Source organism: Peteryoungia rhizophila (assembly GCF_004912145.1).
GTDB classification, from domain to species: domain Bacteria; phylum Pseudomonadota; class Alphaproteobacteria; order Rhizobiales; family Rhizobiaceae; genus Allorhizobium; species Allorhizobium rhizophilum.
Window position 1 is genome coordinate 403,803 of sequence record NZ_STGT01000004.1, and the last position, 16,390, is coordinate 420,192.

The 16,390-nt window shown below is 59.9% G+C and carries 16 protein-coding genes and 1 pseudogene; 1 reads left to right on the forward strand and 16 read right to left on the reverse strand.

The features are described 5' to 3' along the window. The first annotated feature begins 37 nt into the window (after positions 1–37). A complete protein-coding gene (locus E9677_RS18030; protein ID WP_136559420.1) occupies positions 38–1,024 on the forward strand; it encodes a recombinase family protein in 987 nt (328 codons plus the stop codon). Here E9677_RS18030 and tnpC read toward each other — a convergent pair. From tnpC to E9677_RS18110, 16 genes and pseudogenes are all read right to left on the reverse strand, one after another. Continuing rightward, the gene (gene tnpC, locus E9677_RS18035) at positions 963–2,528 is read right to left on the reverse strand and encodes an IS66 family transposase (RefSeq protein WP_136559421.1); all 1,566 of its coding nucleotides are present in this window, start codon (positions 2,526–2,528) and stop codon (positions 963–965) included. The genes E9677_RS18030 and tnpC overlap by 62 nt on opposite strands. A gap of 69 nt (positions 2,529–2,597) precedes the next feature. Further along, positions 2,598–2,951 (reverse strand): IS66 family insertion sequence element accessory protein TnpB, encoded by a 354-nt coding sequence (gene tnpB, locus E9677_RS18040; protein WP_024707692.1) that lies wholly within the window; start codon positions 2,949–2,951, stop codon positions 2,598–2,600. After that, positions 2,948–3,337, reverse strand: a complete 390-nt coding sequence (tnpA, locus tag E9677_RS18045; protein WP_136559422.1) for an IS66-like element accessory protein TnpA — start codon at positions 3,335–3,337, stop codon at positions 2,948–2,950. Before tnpA ends, tnpB begins: the two co-directional genes overlap by 4 nt. A gap of 83 nt (positions 3,338–3,420) precedes the next feature. Then, positions 3,421–3,561: pseudogene (locus E9677_RS18050) on the reverse strand (type II toxin-antitoxin system prevent-host-death family antitoxin); the annotation flags it as partial. A gap of 574 nt (positions 3,562–4,135) precedes the next feature. Further along, complete coding sequence (locus E9677_RS18055) at positions 4,136–5,491, reverse strand: amidase (RefSeq protein WP_136559424.1); 1,356 nt, start codon at positions 5,489–5,491, stop codon at positions 4,136–4,138. A gap of 2 nt (positions 5,492–5,493) precedes the next feature. Next, a complete protein-coding gene (locus E9677_RS18060; RefSeq protein ID WP_136559425.1) occupies positions 5,494–6,726 on the reverse strand; it encodes an ABC transporter substrate-binding protein in 1,233 nt (410 codons plus the stop codon). Between the two features lie 8 nt (positions 6,727–6,734). Then, positions 6,735–7,790 carry a CobW family GTP-binding protein gene (locus E9677_RS18065; protein WP_136559426.1) on the reverse strand — a complete coding sequence of 352 codons (1,056 nt, stop codon included), beginning with the start codon at positions 7,788–7,790 and terminating at the stop codon, positions 6,735–6,737. Beyond that, positions 7,783–8,115 carry a hypothetical protein gene (locus E9677_RS18070; RefSeq protein WP_136559427.1) on the reverse strand — a complete coding sequence of 111 codons (333 nt, stop codon included), beginning with the start codon at positions 8,113–8,115 and terminating at the stop codon, positions 7,783–7,785. Before E9677_RS18070 ends, E9677_RS18065 begins: the two co-directional genes overlap by 8 nt. 56 nt (positions 8,116–8,171) lie before the next feature. Continuing rightward, a complete protein-coding gene (locus tag E9677_RS18075) occupies positions 8,172–9,050 on the reverse strand; it encodes a polysaccharide deacetylase family protein (protein WP_136559428.1) in 879 nt (292 codons plus the stop codon). A gap of 36 nt (positions 9,051–9,086) precedes the next feature. Then, the gene (locus E9677_RS18080; RefSeq protein ID WP_136559429.1) at positions 9,087–10,184 is read right to left on the reverse strand and encodes an ABC transporter ATP-binding protein; all 1,098 of its coding nucleotides are present in this window, start codon (positions 10,182–10,184) and stop codon (positions 9,087–9,089) included. Between the two features lie 63 nt (positions 10,185–10,247). Continuing rightward, positions 10,248–11,480 carry an ABC transporter substrate-binding protein gene (locus E9677_RS18085; RefSeq protein ID WP_136559430.1) on the reverse strand — a complete coding sequence of 411 codons (1,233 nt, stop codon included), beginning with the start codon at positions 11,478–11,480 and terminating at the stop codon, positions 10,248–10,250. A 74-nt stretch (positions 11,481–11,554) separates the two neighbouring features. After that, a complete protein-coding gene (locus E9677_RS18090; RefSeq protein ID WP_136559431.1) occupies positions 11,555–12,322 on the reverse strand; it encodes an SDR family NAD(P)-dependent oxidoreductase in 768 nt (255 codons plus the stop codon). 14 nt (positions 12,323–12,336) lie between these two features. Further along, positions 12,337–13,071 (reverse strand): SDR family NAD(P)-dependent oxidoreductase, encoded by a 735-nt coding sequence (locus tag E9677_RS18095; RefSeq protein WP_136559432.1) that lies wholly within the window; start codon positions 13,069–13,071, stop codon positions 12,337–12,339. Continuing rightward, a complete protein-coding gene (locus E9677_RS18100) occupies positions 13,071–13,916 on the reverse strand; it encodes an ABC transporter permease (protein WP_136559433.1) in 846 nt (281 codons plus the stop codon). Before E9677_RS18100 ends, E9677_RS18095 begins: the two co-directional genes overlap by 1 nt. Before the next feature lie 3 nt (positions 13,917–13,919). Next, positions 13,920–14,825, reverse strand: coding sequence for an ABC transporter permease (locus E9677_RS18105; protein ID WP_136559434.1), 906 nt, complete (start codon positions 14,823–14,825; stop codon positions 13,920–13,922). A 60-nt stretch (positions 14,826–14,885) separates the two neighbouring features. Then, on the reverse strand, positions 14,886–15,959 hold the full coding sequence (locus E9677_RS18110; RefSeq protein WP_136559435.1) for an ABC transporter ATP-binding protein: 1,074 nt from the start codon (positions 15,957–15,959) through the stop codon (positions 14,886–14,888). Between the last annotated feature and the right edge of the window lie 431 nt (positions 15,960–16,390).

Sequence of the window (16,390 nt, forward strand, 5' to 3'; positions counted from 1 at the left end):
TGATACCTTCTACCTCCATCGTCTTTGGGAGGCCGACATGTGCAAGAGAGTGGTCATCTACGCGCGTTACTCAACAGATCAGCAGAACCCTGCGTCCATTGAAACCCAGATCGATTTGGGAACGTCGTTTGTTTTGGAGCGTGGCTGGACGCTTTGTCAGACATTTGTCGATGCAGGGGTAAGCGGCGCTAGCTTCGATACAAGGCCAGGTCTTCAGGCCGCCTTGAAGGGCGCGCGAGAGGGCGCATTCGACGTCCTTCTCTGCCTGACCCTTGATCGCCTGTCGCGAGACCTTGAGCACAGCGCGAAAGTACTGAAGCTGCTGCACTTTCATGAAATCGAACTCTGGACCGTTCATGGCAGCTCGCAGGTGTCGTCAATGGAGCTTGGCCTTAGGGCCGTCCTCAACAGTGAGATGCTGGAACAGGTCCGATATCGCACGAGAGAAGGAATGAAGACGGTAGCAAAAAAGGGAAGAGTGCCTGGCGGCATTTGCTACGGCTACGCGATCAAAAAGGTCATTGGAGCAGACGGTGAGCCCATCCGAGGCCTGAGGGATATCAATCCCGGCGAAGCCGATGTCATCGTTTGGATATTCGAACAGTATGCAAAGGGCTCTAGTCCGGACGTAATCGCCGACAGGCTTAACAAGAAGGGTATAGTTGGCCCTCGCGGGCAGGCTTGGAGAGGAACGGCGATCCGAGGCCATCGGCGAAGAGGGACCGGAATTCTGAACAACGAGTTGTACATAGGTCGCTTGGTGTTCAATAGGCTCGCATACCGAAAGAACCCGGTGAGCGAACGCCGGGTATCCCGGCTAAACGCGCCAGAGCAGCACATCGTCCAAGAGGTTCCGCAACTGCGTATCATCTCAGATACGTTGTGGAAGAGAGTGAAACGGCGGCAAGCCAGTGGGAAGGGCGCAGACGCCCGTCGGCTTACGGGCAAGTCTAATCAGTCGCCTAAGTCCAAGGCAGGAGGCGCGCGACCTGACGCTGCTTATGACCATTTACAAGCGCGGTGAGCGTGCGGGTAAGGTACGCACTGGGATCGACCGAATTGAGTTTGCACGTCTCGATCAGCGAAGCGATGATTGCCCAGTTCTCTGCTCCGGCATCATGGCCCGCGAAGAGTGCGTTCTTCCGGTTCAGCGCAATCGGCCGGATAGTTCGCTCAACGCTGTTATTGTCGATCTCGACGCGGCCGTCGATCAGGAATAGCTGCAGGCCATCCCAGTATTTGGCAAGGTAGGCCAGTGCCTCGCCGAGCGGCGACTTCGTTGCCACGCGGGCGCGGTGATGGACGAGCCAGCTATGCAGGTTTGCGACCAGTGGCGCTGATCGCTCTTGCCGTCCAGCGAGACGAGCCTCGGGATCAAGGCCGCGCAGTTCGGCTTCAATACGATACAGCTCGCCGATCCGCTTGACGCCATCCTCGGCAATCGGTGCTGACCCGTTGCGGGTGATCTCCACCAGCTTGCGCCGGGCATGCGCCCAGCAATAGGCAAGCTGAATGTCTGGGCCGACACGCTCTGGTGCGATCAGCCTGTTGTATCCCGCATACCCATCCACCTGCAGGACGCCAGAGAAACCCTGCAGTATCCGTTCGGCATGAATGCCTCCCCGACCAGGAGCATAGGTGAAGGCGACACCCGGCGGAGCGCCACCACCCCACGAGCGATCATCCCGCGCCAGCGCCCAGAAGTATCCGGTCTTGGTCTTGCGAGAACCCGGATCCAGGACCGGAGCACGGGTCTCATCCATGAACAGCTTGGTCGAGCGCTTCAGGTCGGCGATCAACGCATCGAAGACGGGCCGCAGTTCATAGGCTGCCCGACCGACCCAATCGGCCAGCGTGGACCGGTCGAGATCGATGCCCTGGCGGCTCATGATCTGCGCCTGCCGACAGAGCGGAAGGTGATCCGCATACTTGGAGACCAGAACATGGGCGATGGTCGCTTCCGTCGGCAGCCCAGCCTGGATCAACCGTGCCGGAGCTGGGGCTTGGACGACCCCGTCGGTGCAGGCACGGCAGGCATACTTAGGGCGGCGGGTGACGATCACGCGGAACTGTGCCGGGATCACGTCCAACCGCTCGGAGACATCCTCGCCAATGCAATGCAGGCAACCGCCGCAGCCACAGATCAGGCTCTCTGGCTCAATAACTTCCTCGATACGCGGGAGATGCTTCGGAAGCGAGCCGCGATTGATCGCACGTGGCTTGCTAATCCTGTTTCCTGCAGCAGTGTCCGCCTCATCCTCGGCATGGATCACGGCCATAGCCGTCTCCAGGTCTTCCAGCGCCAGGTCGAATTGGTCAGGATCGGTCTTCTCGGATTTGCGTCCGAAGGCTGCCTGCTTGAATGCTGCGACCAGCTTCTCAAGCCGCTCGATCCGCTCATCCTTGCGGGCGATGTGCTCATCTTTGCTGGCTATCGCGACGTCCTTGGCCGCCTCGCGTGCCTGTGCCGCAATCAGCATCGCCTTCAGGGCAGCAACATCATCGGGAAGGTCGGCGGCATCAAGCATGGCCGGAAACTACCAAATCCTGAGCTGATTTGCCTCTTGAATTTGCGGTACTGAGTCATCGTGCCGCAGCTATTCGATGGCCTCTGGCGTCCTCGTCTGGACGGCATGAACCCGCCGCCAATCAAGTCCCGCAAACAAGGCTTCGAACTGGGCGTGGGTCAATGTCATCAATCCATCTTTGATGCCGGGCCAAGTGAATGTGTGCTCTTCCAGCCGTTTGTAGGCCATAACGATTCCGGAGCCATCCCAGTAGATCAGCTTCAACCGGTCCGCCTTGCGAGACCGGAACACGAAAACCGTTCCGGTGAACGGGTCCTTGTGCAGTTCGTTCTTCACCAGCGCCGCCAAGCCGTCGTGACCCTTGCGGAAGTCGACGGGTTTGGTCGCCACCATGATCCTGACGCGGTTTGACGGAAAGATCATGTCGCCGCCGCCAGAGCTCGGGCGATGGCAGCAATCCGGGCAGCAGACGCACCTTCCTCAAGACGGATCGTGACGGGACCTACAACAATCTCGGCGCGAGAAGCGACCTTGACGGCCAGCCGCTCCGGCGCTGGAGTATCGACAACGATGGCCGCAAACTCGACCCCGTCTTCGGGCTCTGGCAGCACCAGCTTGCCCTGCCGAGCCAACGTCCGCCACGATGACAGGTGGTTGGCCTTCAGCCCGTAGCGTTCGGCCACTTCATTCACCGTCACGCCTGGTCGCAAGCTCTCCGAAACGATGCGTGCCTTGACCTCGTCAGGCCAATGGCGGTGCGGCTCACGCCTGTCCCGCCGCGTTGTGAGAACCTCCAACGTAGACTCCATGGAGAAACTCCTTGTCGCTCATCCACGGAATGTTCGATCACAGATCAGGCGACGGCGGGCAATGTGGGGGCAGAACACCGGTTACGCTCAAACTCACCGTACGTCATCAACACGTGCGAAGGTCTACCGCGATCAGTGATAACGACAGGTCCAGCCTCAGCAGCTTTTTTTGCTCGGCCGACATCATGATTCAATTCACGGCTGGTCAAGCTGATAGTGGCCACATGCGCCTCCCGTGTAGGAACATACCTACATATGGCGCCTTCAATCTCCCGTTGCAATGCCCTACTGGCACCGCGTAGCTGGCCAGGCTTTAGCCTTGGCGGAGTCGAACCTACGGCTCCGCGAATGTCTCACTTCGATCTCACCCGATGCTACGGAACGTCAGCATCTTGGCTGTCTCAGTCCTAGTCCTCGGTCGCCAGCGCTTTACGAATGACATAGGAGGGCCGTTTCGGGCTGCCGTTAGCTATTGCCCTCGTACATCCTCCTTCGTCTCACAAAAATCTGGATCTACTCCACGGAGGATCATCGAGTCATCGAGTACAAGACAGACAAATCCTACAAACTCTCTGGGGATATTGGATGGAAATGGGTGCAAAATGGAGGTCGATGAACTCCGAGACGACTACCCATAACAGTCAATCGCACTCCAGCGCCCCTCAGAAGAGGCTTGCGAGGTTGCTGTCGGCTACCAGTCGTTACAATTGGCCCCTTAGAGAGAAGCGATCTCATCATGACCGGTTGACAGCGTATTGGAAGCCCGAAGACTTGAGGATTGCCGGGTGCAGTTGGTTATCACGAGCCCAAAAAAACTTGAACTGAATGCGAAACAGCCAGAACGTTTCCGTCACTTCCCCGCGGTCCTGAAATCATCAATCCGGCGGGCATCGCACCAGCTCGAGTACTGCATGGGATGGAGACGCCGCACCAATCAAGAAAATTCCCAATAAGCGTGTTGCGCAGTGTCTTCGCGTTCGTTTGAAAGAAAAGGCCCTCATCGTTGAGCAATGGTTGAAGCGCAGGCGCGACGAGCGGGAGCGTGGGGCTGAGAATGAACGCCCCCGGCTCAAGGCGAGCCTCGAAGCTTGCAATCATCCTCTCGCGTTCGGCCAGCGTCTCCATGTAGTTAGCAAGCGTAATCTTTTCGCCCAATAGCGTTCGCTTGACCACGCGGGGGTCCATATCAGCTGCTGCGGCTCCAAGGATGCGCTCACGATGGAGAATGAAGGCTTCGGCTGTGACCAACGCGCCGTTCTTCGCCATTAGATCGAAGATTGCTGAGAACTCGGGGAACGCTTCGCGGCGGATTTGAGCGCCTGCATTTGCCAAGCCCTCGACTGCCAGCTCGAAGGCCTCGACCACTTCGGATTGCGCGTCATCGAAAAAGACTGTTTCTGGAATGACTAAGGAAAGGTCGCGGATGGCCGGACGCGGCAAGGCCATGCCAGCCGGCATGCCCCGCATGGCAGCATCAACCCACGCGGCGTCGAGCACAGTGCGGCAGAGTGGTCCGAGCGAATCGAGGCTCCGGGCTAGCGGAAAGACACCGTCCATCGAATAGCGGCCACGCGTGGCCTTGTAGCCGACAACACCGTTGAAAGCCGCCGGAATGCGAATAGATCCGCCGGTATCCGTCCCGATAGAGACGGGCACGAGCCCGGCCGCCACCGCCACGCCCGAACCGGATGAAGACCCACCCGGAATGCGGTGCTCGCCCTCTGGCGAGGCCGGGTTGCGCGGCGTGCCGTAATGGGGATTGATGCCGAGGCCGGAAAAGGCGAACTCACTCATGTTGACGCGGCCAACACTGACCATTCCGGCACTGCCAAGCGCGCGCACCACGGAAGCATCCCGGCTTGCTGGCTCGCTGGATTTCAGCACGCAAGAGCCCGCGGTCGTCGGCAAGTTCTCGATGTCGAACAAATCCTTCCAGGCGACCGGAACCCCGTCCAGCGCGCCAAGCGAACGGCCGTCACGAATTCGCCGACGCGAAGCCTCTGCCTCCGAGCGCGCCCGCTCCTTCAAAAGCACCGTGAAAATCGCCTTGTCGGTATGGGCCTCGATCTTTTCGAAGGTTTCCTCGAACAGATCGACCGCGTCGAGGGCTCCGGATTGCAGCAGCGCGGAAAGCTGGGCGATCGAACGTGACATCGTCAAATGTCCTTCTCTGCGCGTCCGACAAGCTGCATCCAGCGGCGGACGAGATAGTTGTGTTCATCCATGGTCGTGTTCCACACGGCGATCCCGTTGGCACGCTGCCAGTAGGAACCGCCACTGCGGACGGAGCCGCGCTTGATACGGATCACGCCGTCAGGTCCTGGAAGGTCCTCCCGGGCAGGAAGGCCTTCATACCAGTAATCCCACTCGGCAGCAGTCATGTAACCGCGCGAGCGTTGAGGGGTGGAAATATAGTAACCCTGGCGGGCGACCACAGCGCCCGGCCAGCCAGAAATCCACCAGTTCAGATAGTCGTAGGCAATGTCGAGCATGCGACCAGAAAGGCTGCGCGAAAGACACAAGCCACCATGCCATGCCCGGTAGCCCTCAACGGGCGCGGCCTGATCCACTGGCAATCCCTTGCTGTTGAGGATACCGATGCCGGTCGACCACATACTCTGGATGTCGGTGTCACCATCGATCATCAGGCGGGCGGCATCCTCGGCGGTACGCCAGAAGCTGCGGAAGAAGCCAGCCTTGCGGCGCGCTTCCAGGATATCCATCAACTGATCGATCTCGGCGACAGTCATGTTGCCAATGTTGCCGAAGTTCATCAAGCCGGCGGCCTGCGCGGCAAGGGCGGCATCGAAAATCCCGATCGCCGGCTCATCAACCAATGCGCATCGCCCCGCCCAGCGCTCGTTTAGGAGTGCAGCCCAACTCGCCACCGACTGCGCCCCATCCACCACATCACTACGATAGGCAAAACTGTCGAAGTTATGCGTCGTTGGCAGCATCGAGATACGGCTCGTCGGCGTGTCACCGAGCGCCAAGTTCGGCTGGACATAGAGCTTGCGGGCCGGCACATCCCCCTGCCCCATGCGTGCGCTCGGGCCAATCTGACCGGTTTTGGTCAGGTCGTTTATCTCGTCCCACAGAGCAATCCGCTCAATCTCGATCGGCTGGACCGCCCGCCAGTACCAGACGATGTCCAGATTATGAAAACACTGGTCATAGATGTCGTAGCTGTCAGGCTCCTGCGCAGCTTTGTGCTGAGTGACCACGAAGTCATTGTTGTCGAAGACGACGTCGATACCGAGATCTGCCTGCGCCTTTACGCGTAGCTCCTCCAGAAGGGATATGGCTGTGCCCAGCACGCGCAACTTCGGCTTGCCAGCCGTATGAACGGCGGGCGCGGCAGCGTTTGGATACGGGGAATGCTTGTTCATCAAGGACTCTAGGCGTTCTGGACCCCAACGGCTGCCTCCTGCGGCAAGCGGCCCTGCGCATTACCCGGCAGGGCGAAGGCAGAGAAGGACCGTTTCAACAGGTTCGTGTCGAGACCGTCAACAATAAAGACGAGGCGCGAGCTTCGATCAGCCGATGGCCAGGCTTCCAGATGCACGGGCGGGTGAACGAGATGCTGCACGCCGTGAACAGCGACCGGGCGCTCTTCCCCTGCAAGATTGAGGATCCCCTTGACCCTGAGGACGCGCTCGCCGTGGCGGTTAAGCAGCATGGTGAGCCAGACCCCGAACCCTGTCCAGTCGATCGGATTATGGACAGTGATCACGAAAGAGGAGATGGCAGTCGCATGCGCAACGCCCTCGGCTGTCTGGAGGGTTGCCGGTGCGTCGCAGTAAAACCCTGAGGCAGACTGCAGCTTCGCGCCGCGATGGTCCTCCGCGAACAAGGTTTCTGCATCCGGTCCCTCATCGCCCGCGATATGCGTGGAGGCATCAGGGTTAAGCTCGGCAAGCCGCGAAAGCAAAGCCGCAGTCGCGGTCCCAGAAAGATCCGTCTTCGTTACAACGATCCGGTCGGCGATGGCCACTTGACGGTTCGATTCCACGTAGGTGTTGAGCTGCCTGAGGCCGTTGACGGCATCGACGGTGGTAACGACGCTCCCGGCGCGAAAATGATGCCGTAGGACCGGATCGGATCTCAGGGTGGACAGAACTGGGAAAGGATCGGCAAGCCCCGTGCTCTCGATCACCACGCGGGTGAAGGGCGGCACCAAGCCACGGTCTCGCTTGGAATGCAGGTCCTTTAGCGCATCGGCAAGCTCGCCGCGAACAGTGCAGCAGACGCAGCCGGATTGCAGCAACACCATTGTGTCATCGATCCGCTCAACAAGATGATGGTCGAGCCCGACCTCGCCAAACTCGTTGATCAATACGGCTGTATCTGCCAGTGCCGGGTCCGCCAGCAGGCGTTTCAGCAGCGTCGTCTTACCAGAGCCGAGAAATCCGGTCAGCAGGTGAACGGGCGTAAACGCAGGAAGATCATCCATGGCGGCCTTCCTCCAGGCGGGCAATCAGAACCGGATCCAGCGGGTCGCAGGCCCGGCCAGACAGCCTTTCCGCGGCAGGCCACAGATGGCCGAGGTCCTCGATGATCTCGTTCTTGCCGGTGCGGGTGGCAAGCAGGAAGGAAGAACCCTGCCAATCGGATAGGCTCATGCCGAAGGCGGACAGGACACGGTTTGCGGCAGACACACGGCGTGCCCGCTCACGCCGACGGTCGAACCTTTCGACATTCCGGGTATAGACGCCCGGCCGTGCCACGGCATCCGTCCAGTGTTCGTTGCCACCAATGACACCACAAAGAGAACACATGGCGTTCCTGCCTCATGTATTGCGAGGGAGCGGGCGACCCCGCTCCCTCTTCGGGTTTATTTGCGTGGGAAACGCTTGGCGAAGTCGTCGGCGATCTCGTTCATCGTGACGAACTTAACACCCGGATGCTTGATCATATAGGCGTAGAGACGTTCCAGCATCATCAGGACCTGGGGGCGGCCGGCAACATCGGGATGGATGGTGATCGGGAAGACGGCATAATCCATCTCGCGATAGACCCAGTCGAACTGGTCACGCCACATCTGCTCGATGTCATGCGGGTTGACGAAGCCATGGCTGTTCGGCGACTTCTTGATGAACATCATCGGCGGCAGGTCATCGAGATACCACGAAGCCGGGATCTCGATGAGATCGGTTTCCTCGCCGCGGGTCAGTGGTACCATCCACTCCGACGGCTTCTTGGAATAGTCGATCTTTGTCCACTTATCACCAACACGCACGCGATAGGGTGTGAAGTCGTTGTGCATCAGCGAGTGATCGTACTTGATGCCACGCTCAAGCAACAACTCGTTTGTGACATTTGAGAATTCCCACCACGGCGCGACATAGCCAGTCGGGCGCTTGCCGGAGAGCTTGGCGACAAGGTCGATGCACTTGTCGAGGACCTCGGTTTCCTGCTCCCGCGTCATGGCGATCGGGTTTTCATGGGTATAGCCATGAATGCCGATTTCATGGCCGGCTTCAGCCACCGCCTTCATCTGCTCCGGGAAGGTCTCGATCGAATGACCCGGGATGAACCAGGTGGTCTTGATGCCGAAACGTTCGAACAGCTTCAGGAGGCGCGGGCTGCCCACTTCGCCAGCAAAAAGGCCACGTGAGATGTCATCCGGCGAATCCTCGCCGCCGTAGGAACCGAGCCAGCCGGCGACCGCATCGACGTCGACGCCGAAGCTGCAAAAAATCTCCTTAGCCATGGGTATTTCTCCTTTTCCTTGAATGTTTTTGGATCGTTATTGAGCCGGGATGACGGTGGCTTCGGCGGGATTCCAGCTCAGGCATACGTCGCTGCCGGCCGGGAATTCCCCCGGACGATATTTGTCGACATGGGCTTCGAGCGAAACGGCCTGGCCATCGCCGAGCCGCGCGATGAGGTGGGCGATATGCCCGACCACCTCTGAACGCTCGATGCGGGCATCGACCAGATTGCGAGTGCCGGCCAGCGCCTCGCGCCGTGTGGCGCAATGCAGCTCGACGGCTTCGGCGGGAATGACGAGGTTGACGCGGCCCTTGCCGGCAATCGTTCCGTTGGCTTGACCCGCCAGGGTGCCGATGCCGGTAGAAACGATGATGTCGTCGCCTTCCTGCCCGGCAACCTCCCCCGACAGGACCGTATTGCGGCCAATGAACTGGGCGACGAAGGAGGTGTTCGGTCGGGTATAGAGCTGGTGCGGCGGGCTCACCTGCTCCACCCGTCCCTGGTTCATCACCACGATGCGGTCGGACAGGGCCAAGGCTTCCGACTGTGCATGGGTTACGAAGATGAAGGTGACACCAAGGCTCTTCTGAAGGAGCTTCAGTTCGTTCTGGATCGCCTTGCGCAGGTTGGCGTCGAGCGCGCCAAGCGGCTCGTCGAGCAACAGGATGTCCGGCTCGACGACGAGACCACGGGCAAGCGCGATACGCTGGCGCTGGCCACCAGAGAGCCGATCGGGCTTGCGCTCGGCAATGTCTTCGAGACCGAGCGTTGCAAGAATGCGGTCGACCTTCGCCTCGCGCTCGGCTTTGGCCATGCCCTTGACCTCCAGCCCGTAGCCGACATTGCGGCGCACGGTCAATTGCGGAAAGAGGGCGTAGTTCTGGAAGATCATAGAGGTCGGGCGGCGCTGTGGCGGCACGTCGTTCATGCGCTCGCCACGGATCATCATATCGCCGGAGGAGATGGTCTCGAAGCCCGCAATCATGCGCAGCGTAGTCGTCTTGCCGCAGCCGGATGGACCGAGGAAGGCGATGAACTCACCCTTGTTCACCGACAGGTTGAAGTCGATGACAGCCGGCGTGCCATTATCATAAACCTTGCCGACTTTGTTGAGTTCCAGGTCGAAAATCATGGGGGTCTCCCGAAGTGAAGGCCAGGGACCGGGGCAACTTGCCCCGGTCCACACGTCTTGGGATTATGCGTTGAGGAATTCGTCCCACTTCTGGATGAGGTGGTCATATTCTTCCGGCCACTGGTGCCAGTAAGCCACGTTTTTCGAACGCTCTTCCAGCGAGCCGCCGTCGCGCAGGTCGCCTTCCTTGATGCCGCGCTCTTCCGCTCCGACCCAGGGCTTGCCTTCGTACCAGAAGGCGTATTTTTCCGGCGCCATCACATCCTTGATGTTGGTGGACGGCGAGTAGTAGCCTTGTTCGGAAACGGTGATGCCCGGTTCGCCCGAGAGCCAGTAGTCGGCATAGGCGATGACGGCTTCCCTGTTGACGGTGCCCGCGATCATCGACGGACCGATGGCCCAGCCACGATAGCCTTCCTTCGGCACGGCATACTTGGCTGGCTTGCCCTGTGCCTTGACGGCCATGACGGCCGGTTGCCAGGCGTCGGAGACGACCATTTCGCCCGAGGCCATAAGGTTGACGAGTTCGCCGAAATCACCCCACAGCGCACGGAACTGGCCATCCTTCTTTTTCGAAATGAGGAAAGCTGCAGCTTCGTCAATTTCGGCTGTGGTCGGATTGCCAGGGTTCTTGACATCGGAAAGGCCAAGCGAATTCATCGCCATGATAGCCTGTCCAAACGCGATGAGCGGGTCAGTGTTGAGGCCCGACTTGCCCTTCCACTTGGGATCGAAGATGCAGGCCCAGGTATTGGCCTCTTCTGCCGAGACAATGTCGGGATTGTAGCCGATCGAGTCATAGTTATAGACGGCCGGAACCATATTGAGCACGGTCTGCGCCTCATCGGCCCAGATCTGGCCGATAATCTGCGCGGAGCGATCCCACTTGTCGCTGGGCGTGGTGAAAGTATCTCGGATGTTGGCCCAGTTCTTGAGCGATGCGGCAGGGATCGGCTCGACATTATCGGTCATGGTGATAGACGGCAGACGCTCAGCGATGATTTCCCAGCAATCGTAATCCTTGGAACCAGAGAGGATCTTGGTCTGCGCGTCTGGGAAAGTCGCGGCGGTGCCGGAGGTCGTGCCGACGCCGGACGCCTTCTTGAATTCTTCGAGAATGCGCTCCTGTACCGTTACCGAAAGGCCGATGGTGCGGAGTTGCTGGCCCGCAAGGTCAGCGGCCTGCGCAAAGGCCATGCGAGAGGACAGGAAGGGCGTACCCGCACCCATGGCGAGTGCCATGGCGCCAGCCGAGCGCTTCAGGAGCGAGCGGCGATTTATTTCCGACTTGAACATGTCTCTTCTCCAGTTTGTTTATCGTTCCCGGGGACGCTCCACGCCCCCCTTATTTGCCCCGAAACCGGAGCCGTTCAGTAACGGCCGACAAGTAGGCCGCCATCCACGACCAGCACCTGGCCAGTCATGTATCTCGCATTGTCAGAAGCCAGGAACGCGACGACATCAGCGATGTCCTCGGGTGTTCCAAGCCGCCCCATCGGAATGAATTCGGCGGCTTTTTCTGCACCAGCCGGGCCGAGCGAGTTCTCTTCCGAAAGCAGCTGGGCGGTGCGGATGTAGCCGGGTGCGATGCCGTTCACCCGTACGCCGTCGCGTGCCATCTCGACCGCGAGGCCCCGCACGAGGCCCACGACGCCGGACTTGGCCGCGGAATAGTGCACATGCTCGTCCCAGCCATAGGCAACGCCCATGATCGAGGAGAGCGCAATGATCGAGCCGGAACGGCGTGCACGCATGCCGGGGGCCGCCGCCCGCACGAGCCGGAAGATGCCCTTGAGGTCGATGTCGAAGGTGAGATCCCACTTCTCATCGGTGAGAGCCGCCAACGGCGTGCGGTGGGCGATACCGGCATTGGCAACAATCACATCGATCCGGCCATGCCGCGCCTCTACATCCGCAACGAGCCTGTCAGTCGCCTCGGTCGAGCGCACATCGTAGAGGTGAAACTCGGCGGAGCCTCCAGCGGCCGTAATCGCTTCTACCGTATCCTGCCCTTGGCTTTCGAGGATATCGGTGACTACGACATGGTCGCCAAGCGCTGCAAACGCCCTGGCGGCAGCGTTGCCGATCCCGATCCCGGCCCCTGTGACGATCACGATGCGATTTTTCTGTTCAGTCATTTCAGTCTCCGAAATCAAAGCATGACGTCGCCGGAATTGGGCCCCAGAGTCTGTCCGACAAACAGGCTGGCCGCCGGCGAGGCGAGAAACGCGACCACCTCGGCCACCTCTTCCGGTTCACCGAACCGACCCAGCGGCAGGCTTGCACGTTTGGCAGCGCGCCATTCTTCCGAGAGCTCCATGACGAGTGGCGTGTTGATCGGTCCGGGTGCAACCGCGTTGACGCGCACGCCGCGGCTCGATACTTCGCGGGCCAGCGCTTTGGTCATGCCGATGATCGCGGCCTTGGCGCTGGAATAGTGGACCAGTTCGATGCCGCCAATCTGGCCGAGCTGGGATGCGATGTTGACGATGACACCCGCGCCGGAGCCCAGCATGCTCGGCAATACGGCTCTGGTCATGAGGAAAGTTCCACGTACGTGAACAGCAAACATCCGGTCGAAATCGGCAACCTCTAGGTGCTCGAACAATGACTGGTGGGCGATGCCGGCATTGTTGACCAGCAGCGTAACCTCGCCATGGCCAGCGATGGCGGCTGCGTGGATCGCCGAGACATCAGCCTCCTTGGAGACATCGCCGGGGACCGCAATCGCTTGTCCGCCTTTCGTCTTGATGTCCGCGGCAACAGCCTCTGCCCGCGAAAGCGAGAGGTCATTGACCGTGACGGCGTAGCCATCGGCTGCGAGCTTGAGGGCTATAGCCCGGCCGATACCGGAACCCGCACCGGTGACGAGTGCGCAATCGGCCATCACACCTCCTCCTGGAGTGCCATGCGACGCGCCCGGCGAACAGAGAGCCCCATCAGCAGGGCATAGGTGCCGAGCAGCGCAAAGGAAAACAGTGTCGTCAGCACGCCGAAGGCAAAGACGTTGGGATGCACTTCCACCGAGAAGGTCCCATAGATCGCCAAGGGCAGCGTCAGATCACGGCCTGAGGCAAAAAGGGTACGCGAGAACTCGTCATAGGAGAGCGTGAAGGCAAACAGCATCGCCGAGAGCACACCAGGAAAGATCAACGGAAAGGTGATCTTCCGGAAGGTGCGCGCCGGAGTGACGCCGAGCGACCAGGCAGCTTCTTCGACACTCGGATCGAACCGGTTGAAGATCGCCAGCATGACCAGGAAGGCGAAGGGGAAGGTGTAGACGACGTGCAGAACGAAGGCCGTGCCCCACCAATGCCGGTCGATGCCGAGAGTATTGGCGACGAGGGCCATGCCAAGGCCAACGAGGACGCCAGGCACCATCATGCCGAGTACGATGAGATAGAAGACGATTCCGGAGCCACGGAACTTCTTGCGGAAGGCCTGGGCGGCGGCGACGCCGAGCACTGTCGATACGACCATGGTCATGGCCGCAAGCGCCAGCGAGCGGACCAGTGCCTGTTCGATCGGAAGCGGCGCGATGCGCGACGGTGGCGTCAGACCGAAGAGATGCTTGTACCAGTATGTCGACCATTCGATGATCGGGAACTGCGGTCCGCCTTCCGGTCCTGTCTGGAACGACAGGATGGCGAGCACGACGAGCGGACCATAGAGGAAGACGATGAACATCGCGGTGTAGACGCCGAGACCAAGCTTGATGCCGGATGCGTTCATGGCTCAGAGCTCCTTCCTGAGATCGACGACCCTCAACAGGGCGGCAACGACCGCGCCCATGAGAACGGTCAACACCACGCCTGCGACAGCGGCAAAGGCCCATTTCAGCGATCCGACCTGGGTGACGATGATATTGCCGAGGAGATTGACCTTGCGCCCGGAAAGCGCGGCGGACGTGGCGAATTCACCGAGAACCATGACCGAGACGAAGATGGCGCCGACCACCACGCCGGGCATGGAGAGCGGCAGGATAATGGTGCGGAAGATGCGCCAGAAGCTGGCACCAAGATCTTGCGCGGCCTCGATGACCGAGGGATCGATGCGACCGAGCATGAAGGCGATTGGCCCGACCATGAACACGCAGTAGATCTGCGTCATGCCGATGATGACTGAGAGCTCGGAAAACAACAGGACTTCGATCGGCTGTGTGATCACACCGATCTTCATCAAGATCATATTGATTGCCCCTTCCTTGCCGAGCATCGGCCGCCAGGCCAGCACGCGAATAAGGAAAGAGGTCCAGAACGGAATGACGCATAGGACCAAAAGTGCCGTGGACAGCGTCTTGTTCTTGACGAAAAGCCCGACGAAGAGCGCCGCCGGATAGCCCACGAGTAGCGTGCAGGCGAGCACGATCAGCCAGATGCGGATGGTGGTCCAGAGTGCGCCGAGATAGGTCTCGGACGAGAAGAAGGTGACCCAGCTCTTCAGCGTCAGCGTCGGCTCGATCTTAAAGGTGGTCTGGGTCCAGAAGGAAACATAGACCATCATCAGGATTGGCGCGACAAGGAAGAACAGCATCCAGAGGACGCCGGGCGCCAATAACCAAACGCTGTGGTTCTTTTGCTTGCGGGCGGGGTTTTCCGTCGTTTCGACGGGTATGTCATGGCTGGTAGCGGCCATCGTCATCTCTCATTCTCCGATGGGGCAAGGACGGGTGCGAGGCACAGGTTTCCACGCATAGGCATCTCAGGTGAAAACAAGGGCGTCCTCCCGTTTCCAGGCGAGCGCATAGCGCCCCTTCTCCTTGTAGGCCTCCGGCGTCGAATGGCTGAGATGCGTCTCCACTTCGAAGACGCGACCATCATCGAGCGCGAAAAAGGAATTGATTGCGGCCCCGGAATACTCGCTGGCAACGAAACTGCCCTCGATCGAAACCTCGTCGCCTGCTGGAGACATGCCCTGAGGACGGATCGAGACACGGTCATAGCGTATGGCGTAGGCTGGCTGGCCAGATGACTGGCGCTGACCACCGAGCGGCAGGTTGCCTACGGAGCTGCGGAAGGTTTCGCCTGCAACTTCACCGGCAAAGATGTTGTAGCAGTTAAGGAAGCGAGCGACATCGGCGGAGACTGGTCGGCTATAGAGCGTGCCGGCATCTGCCGACTGGGCGATGCGACCACGGTCGAGCACCAGCACGGTATCTCCCATGGCGAGCGCCTCGGTCTCAGATCCCGTGACATGCAAGAAGGTTACGCCGCAGCGTTCGCGGATCGCTTTGAGCTCGCCGCGCATGCGGGTGCGCAGGTTGGCATCAAGTGCGCCAAGCGGCTCGTCGAGCAGCACCATGCTGGGCTCGGTCACCAGCGTGCGGGCAAGCGCTACACGCTGCTTCTGGCCACCGGAGATCTGCGTGGTTGCACGATCCTCAAGCCCCGAGAGACCAACGAGAGCGATCATGTCACGTACCCTGGCCGCAACGACCTTCTGTTCGGTGACCGGATCGATGGCACGGTTTTCGAGGCCAAAGGCAATGTTCTGGGCAACGCTCAGATGCGGAAAGAGCGCGAAGTTCTGAAAGACAAAGCCGATGCCGCGTTCGTGCGGCGGCACGCCGTCGATGCGTTTGCCGGCGAAGAGGATCTCGCCGCGATCAGGCTGTTCGAAGCCCGCAATGATGCGCAACAGCGTGGTCTTGCCCGAACCACTCGGTCCAAGGAGCGAGATGTAGGCGTTCTCGGCAAGTGCAGCATCAACGCCGACCAGCGCCGGTACGTTGGCAAAGGCCTTGCGCACGTTCTTGAGTTGGAGGACGGATGACACGTCTGTTCCCACCAGTTTCTGGCCGGAACATCATCTGAGCATGGCTCCGCACCTCACCGAACGCCACATGACGTGCGATGAACACAAGAGCTCTCGTTCACGCATCGTCAGATGCGCGGCGCAGCGATGTTCCTGAGCATTTTCGTTTCGTTCCACACTCGACGCCTCTTCCGGGCGCCTTGACTTTCAAAACCATGCCACGAATGATTTTTGTATTCAATAGACTTCTTTAAATAATTCAAAAATGGATTTTCAGCCGTCGAAATCGACAACCCCCACTCGATGCGGGCAGGCGCTTAAGGGCCTCGCTGCCGCCATCGCAGCCAGCCGATCGCCTTTAGGCCCGCAAACCAGCACAGCTTGCTCAAGCCTCGTCTATTCCCATGTCGATTAACGTCCCGCCACAAAGGAAAGAGACGCTACGCATCCAA